The 5,320-nt window shown below is 65.6% G+C and carries 6 protein-coding genes; 3 read left to right on the top strand and 3 right to left on the bottom strand.

Annotated elements, in window-relative coordinates:
- The 3 genes from DM995_RS21595 to DM995_RS01855 all read right to left on the bottom strand — a co-directional run.
- Nucleotides 1-356: hypothetical protein (locus DM995_RS21595; protein WP_198669223.1), on the bottom strand; the 356-nt coding region annotated here is incomplete at its 3' end.
- Nucleotides 357-612: 256 nt separating this feature from the next.
- The gene (locus DM995_RS01850) at nt 613-1,092 is read right to left on the bottom strand and encodes a GreA/GreB family elongation factor (protein ID WP_116968312.1); all 480 of its coding nucleotides are present in this window, start codon (nt 1,090-1,092) and stop codon (nt 613-615) included.
- 243 nt (nt 1,093-1,335) lie between these two features.
- Nucleotides 1,336-3,387 (bottom strand): lytic transglycosylase domain-containing protein, encoded by a 2,052-nt coding sequence (locus tag DM995_RS01855; RefSeq protein ID WP_232823979.1) that lies wholly within the window; start codon nt 3,385-3,387, stop codon nt 1,336-1,338.
- A 96-nt stretch (nt 3,388-3,483) separates the two neighbouring features.
- Here DM995_RS01855 and dapA point away from each other — a divergent pair, with 96 nt between their 5' ends.
- From dapA to DM995_RS21600, 3 genes are all read left to right on the top strand, one after another.
- The gene (gene dapA, locus DM995_RS01860; RefSeq protein ID WP_023836957.1) at nt 3,484-4,359 is read left to right on the top strand and encodes a 4-hydroxy-tetrahydrodipicolinate synthase; all 876 of its coding nucleotides are present in this window, start codon (nt 3,484-3,486) and stop codon (nt 4,357-4,359) included.
- Nucleotides 4,359-4,841: an SsrA-binding protein SmpB gene (gene smpB, locus DM995_RS01865; RefSeq protein ID WP_023836956.1), complete on the top strand. Its 483-nt coding sequence runs from the start codon at nt 4,359-4,361 to the stop codon at nt 4,839-4,841. Before dapA ends, smpB begins: the two co-directional genes overlap by 1 nt.
- Nucleotides 4,842-5,064: 223 nt before the next feature.
- Nucleotides 5,065-5,320 (top strand): DUF2062 domain-containing protein (locus DM995_RS21600; protein ID WP_198669224.1); only part of this gene is annotated, 256 nt, incomplete at its 3' end.

A 5,320-nucleotide genomic window follows, 5' to 3' on the forward strand; every position in this document is an offset into this window, starting at 1 on the left:
ACCTGCTGGCCGAAGGCAAAGCGCGCCGCGTTCACTGCGCCGGTGGAATCGTCGATATAGCCGCCATAGCGCGGGTACATCGCCTTGAGCGTCACGACGGCTGCGCCCGCGATGATGTCGCCGACGCTGCCGCCGGGGCCCGCGCCGATCGTGTTCGCGATGCCCTTCTTGGTCAGCCAGGCCGCGCCAGGATTGCCGCTGCTGAAGGCGACGGCATCGTGGATGGCAAGGTGAACGATGGCCATCGCCCGCGATGTGCGGATCGGGCCAGGCTGTTGCGCATTGTTGAACCCGCGCGTGAAGTCCCGGCGCGAGCATTCGAGCAATATCGCATTCCAATAGAAGACAGGATTCATGGTCAATTCCTTCAGGCAAGCGTCATCGCCTCGTCAATTGTGCGAGTTGCGACGACATGGCGTCGAAGAGCGATCCCTGATGACAAGGATACGCAAGCTCGGATGGTTATGTTATCTTGAAACGCGTGACCGTAACGACCGGATCGGGTTCACGCAGCGCCATGTATATTGCTGCGTTCGGGAAATCGATAGGACGGATACGACAAATGTAAAATTAACCCGGCATTAGCGCTCTTTGTCGCTCAGTCGGGGTCGCTCAGTCGGGGTAGCGGATCGCCATGACCTCATATTCCTTCGCGCCCGCGGGCAACTGTACGGTGCGCAGATCGCCTAGCGCAGCGCCCTTGAGCGCGCGGGCGAGGGGAGAGCTCCACCCGATCCGGCCCCAACCCGCATCCTGCTCGTCGTCGCCGACCAGCATCAGCGTGCGCCAGTTGTCGTCTTCGTCGGCGATATCGACCTCGGCGCCGAACCAGACACGGCTCTTGTCGCTCTGCGTGGCGGGATCGATGACACGCGCGGCCTTCATCTTGCGGGCGAGGCGGTTAAGTTCGCGGTCGATCTCGCGCATCCGCTTGCGGCCATAGAGATAGTCGCCATTCTCGCTGCGATCGCCATTGCCTGCGGCCCAGCTGACGATCTCGACGATCGCCGGGCGCTCGACGCCGAGCAGCTGGTCATAGCGCGCCTTGAGCGCCGCGTAGCCTTGCGGGGTGATGTAATTGGGGCGGTCCATGGGCAAGGGCTTTAACGTGAACGTTCCAGCAGGTGCAGCCTTTTCAGTTTCCCAACCCCGTCACCCCCGCGAACGCGGGGGGCCCGCTTGCTGCCAGTAACCGAAAAGCAGCGGGATTCCCTGAGTTCACGGAACAAGTGCAACACCTGCTAAGATGGTGTTGCGATGGGAGAAACCAGTGTTGCACTTCAAACGTGAATCCACATTCCCGCGTTCGCGGGAATGACGGGGCCGGTGGGAGCGTCAGCCCGGCGTGTTCTTGCCGAGATAGCGGCTGAGCTTGTCCTTGCCGCGCATCGTCGCGCGTTCGGGGTGCATCACGTCATAGACCACCGCATTCTCGAGCACGCGCTGGACATAGTTCTTGGTCTCGAAAATCGGGATCTTCTCTACCCATTCGACGATGTCGATGCCGCCCATGCGCGGATCGCCATTGGCGCGCAGCCATTTGTTCACATTGCCCGGTCCGGCATTGTAGGCCGCGACCGCGAGCGGGTAGCTGCCGCCGAAATAGTCCATCATCCGGCTGAAATAGCCCGCGCCGAGCTGGATGTTGTAGCCGGTATCGTCGGTCAGCGCGCCGAGCGAATAGCTCAGCCCCATCTTGCCCGCCTGTTCGCGCGCGGTGCCGGGCATCAGCTGCATCAGCCCGCGCGCGCCGGCATGGCTGACCGCATTGGGGGCATACTGGCTTTCCTGGCGGGTGATCGCGTGGATCATCGTCCAGCTGCTGAGCGCGCCCGGCGGAACCGGCATTTGGGGGAAGGCGACCGATTGCAGGTCGTCGACACCCTTGGCGCGCGCCGCCTGGCCGACGATGACCGCAAGATCGCGCCGCCCGATCTGGCGCGCGAGTTCGGTGGCCAGAACGTGCTCTTCCGGAGTCTTGGCGGCGGCCGCCACCGCGCCGAAAAAGCGCCGCTGGGTCGGCCAGTCGCCGCTGCGCGAGATCGCCTGGGTCGCCTGCACCAGCGAGCTGGCGTTGAAGCGCCCGCGTTCGACCGCGCTGACCTGCACGCTCGGCGCGGTCGCGAAGGGTGGGATGTCCCGGCCCAGCCGCTCGGTGGCGAGCTGTCCGTAATAATGGTCGGGATAGGCGGCGGCCATTTCGAAATAGCGGTTCGCTTCGGCAGCATCGCCCGCGACGGCCGCCGCGCGGCCGGCCCAGTAGAAGCCCTTGGAGCGCGTCTGCGGGGTGCGCGCCCCGCCGCCATAGCGCGCGAACATGCCGATCGCATCGCGCGGTCGGCCGAGATTTTGCAGCGCCACCGTGCCCGCCAGCCAGGTCAGGCTGGTATAATCGTCGCGCACGCCCAGGCTCTCGTCGGAAATGTCGTGGCCGGGCGCGAAGGCATCATCGACCTTCGAGGCAATATCGAAGGCGAGCGCATATTGTCCGTCGTTGCTCGCGGCGCGGGCCTGGCTCAGAAGCAGCTCGTACCAGCTTTCGGCATTGACCGGACGGTATTGCAGCGCCGGGCGGCTGCCCAGCATCTGGCGCGCCATCGTCCAGTTGCCGGTGTCGACCAGCCGCTTCGCGCGCTGCGCGACATAGCCGGCATCGGTCATCGCCTCGGCGCCGAGCGAACCGGCCAGCGCATCGGCATCGGGCAGGTTCTTGAGCATGGCGAGGCGCGCCGCGAACACCGCGCGGCGCGCGGGCGAGACATAGCCGAACTGCTCCTCGGCATCGGGCGTCGCCCTGGCCCAGAGCAGCGCGTCCATCCGCGCGTCATGATCGGCGGCGGTAAAATCCGTGGCAAAACGGCTGAACAGCATCGCCCTGTCTTCGGGCATCATCGTGCCGCCGCGCCAGGCGGCGACCGCGACTCCCCGCGCCGCATCGCGCTGCCTCACCGCGTCGAGCGCCATCGCATAGCGTGCGCGGCCGACATTGGTCAGCGGCGCAAAGCGGTTGAAATAGGCGACGACCTCCTGCGGCGCGGCGGGGCCTGCGCCCAGCGCCTGTTCGGCATTGCGGCGCATCTTGTCCTCGTCGGGCCAGCCGGGGTTGGAAATGAGGAAGCTGGCAAAGGTCGAGAAGGTGTAGTTGTTCGGCGTCGTCGTCAGCGCGCGCCAGTTGGCAATGGTGCCCGACATGTCGGCGGGCATCGACTGGAGCAGGTTTGCGCGCGCGCGGTCCCAGTCGCTGCCATCGCCGCTGCGGCTCGGCGCGGCGGCATAATCGGCGGTCTGGTCGCTGGCGAGACAGGCGGCGGGCACGCCTAGCAGGGGCAGGGCGAGCAGCACGGCGGTGCGCCGCGCAATAGCAATTCGTGAAACCATGCTGGACATGATGCGCTTTCGATCCTTATCAGGCGCTGAACACGCAGCCTATGTGTGAATGGTTTGTTCTTGCCTGAATTGCGGGCAAGGTAAAGGAGCTACCCGATGTTTTCCGGCTCAATTCCGGCCCTTGCGACGCCCTTCCGCGACGGAGCGTTTGACGAGCCTGCGTTCCGCGCGCTGATCGACTGGCAGATCGACAATGGCAGCTCGGGGCTCGTTCCCTGCGGCACCACCGGCGAGGCCGCGACCATGTCGATCGAGGAGCATGACTATGTCGTGCGCGTCTGTGTCGAGCAGGCCGCGGGGCGCGTTCCGGTGATCGCGGGCTGCGGGTCGAACGACACCAAGGTCGCGATCGGGCACATGCTCAACGCCAAGGCCGCCGGCGCCAGCGCCGCGCTGGTCGTGCCGCCCTATTACAACCGCCCCGGCCAGGACGGCGTGCGCGCGCATTTCAAGGCGCTGACCGAGGCGTGCGACCTGCCGATCATGCTCTACAATGTGCCCGCACGCACCGTGACCGACATCAAGGTCGAGACCATGGCCAAGCTCTCGCGCTTTCCCACGATCATCGGCGTCAAGGATGCGACCGGCGATCTCGAGAGGGTGAGTGCGCAGCGCGCGCAGTGCGGCAAGAAATTCTGCCAGCTGTCGGGCAATGACGAGCTCGCCTTGGGCCACCGCGCGATGGGCGGTGTCGGCTGCATCTCGGTGACCGCGAACGTCGCGCCCGCCTTGTGCGCACAGTTCCAGGCGGCGCTGGCCAAGGGCGATTACAAGGCCGCGCTGGCGCTCAACGATCGTCTGTACCCGCTGCATTCGGCGATGTTCTCCGATGCCTCGCCCGGCCCGGTCAAATATGCGCTGCACCGCGTTCGGCCCGATTTCCTGCCCGATCTCAGGCTGCCGATGACCCCGCCCGACAAGAAGAGCCGCAAGGCGGTCGACGCGGCGCTGGTGCACGCTGGGCTGATCTGATGGCGCGGCCCAAGCCCGAGACATTCGACAAGAAGAAGGTCGTCGCCGAGAACCGGCGCGCGCGCTACGATTATGCCATCGATCAGGTGTACGAGGCGGGGATCGCGCTCACCGGCACCGAGGTCAAGTCGCTGCGCTTCGGCGAGGGATCGATCGCGGAAAGCTATGCCGAGGTCAGCGACGAGCAGGTCTGGCTGATCAATTCGAACATCCCCGAATTCAGCCATGGCAACCGCTTCAACCACGAGCCCAAGCGCCCGCGCAAGCTGCTGCTCCACGCGCGCGAGATTGCCAAGCTGCACGGCGCGGTGGCGCGCCAGGGCATGACCCTGGTACCGCTGTCGATCTTCTTCAACGGCCGCGGCCGCGCCAAGGTCGAACTCGCGCTCGCCAAGGGCAAGAAAGCACCCGACAAGCGTGCGGCCACCAAGGAGCGCGAATGGAAGCGCGAACAGGGTCGGTTGATGCGCGATCGGGGATGAGGGGCGTCGCACCACCCGTCGAAAATTAACCTCGCTTCGTAAGATCGCGTGCGCCAGATCACCGCGGCGCGCTATGGGGCGTGCTCGAACGGGGTCGCAGCCCGATTCGGTGATTTCGAATCTGGGTAAACGTCGTTTTAATCCGTTGGGGGCTATGGCCTTTTGCGGCGGCGCTCCCACATGGGCCCTGTCGCTTCCAGCGGACAGCAAAGGGCATAGGGTTTTGGAGTTGACGGAAGGCCGTTTCAGCCGCTGGGTTGGTCGCAACATGCCGACGCGCGAGAGCATGGAGCAGAACCGCTTCATCCGGCCCTTCGCTGCGCGCGTGCTGCGTTCCGAACTGTGGCGATTCACCCGGCGGTCGGTGCCGCGCGGCGTGGCGCTGGGCGTGCTGGTCGGCGTGATCCTGCCGATCGCGCAGATCTTCGGTGCGGCGCTGCTGGCACTGCCGTTCCGCGCCAATGTGCCGGTTGCGGCGT

The sequence above is a fragment of the Blastomonas sp. UPD001 genome, from assembly GCF_003426715.1.
GTDB lineage: Bacteria > Pseudomonadota > Alphaproteobacteria > Sphingomonadales > Sphingomonadaceae > Blastomonas.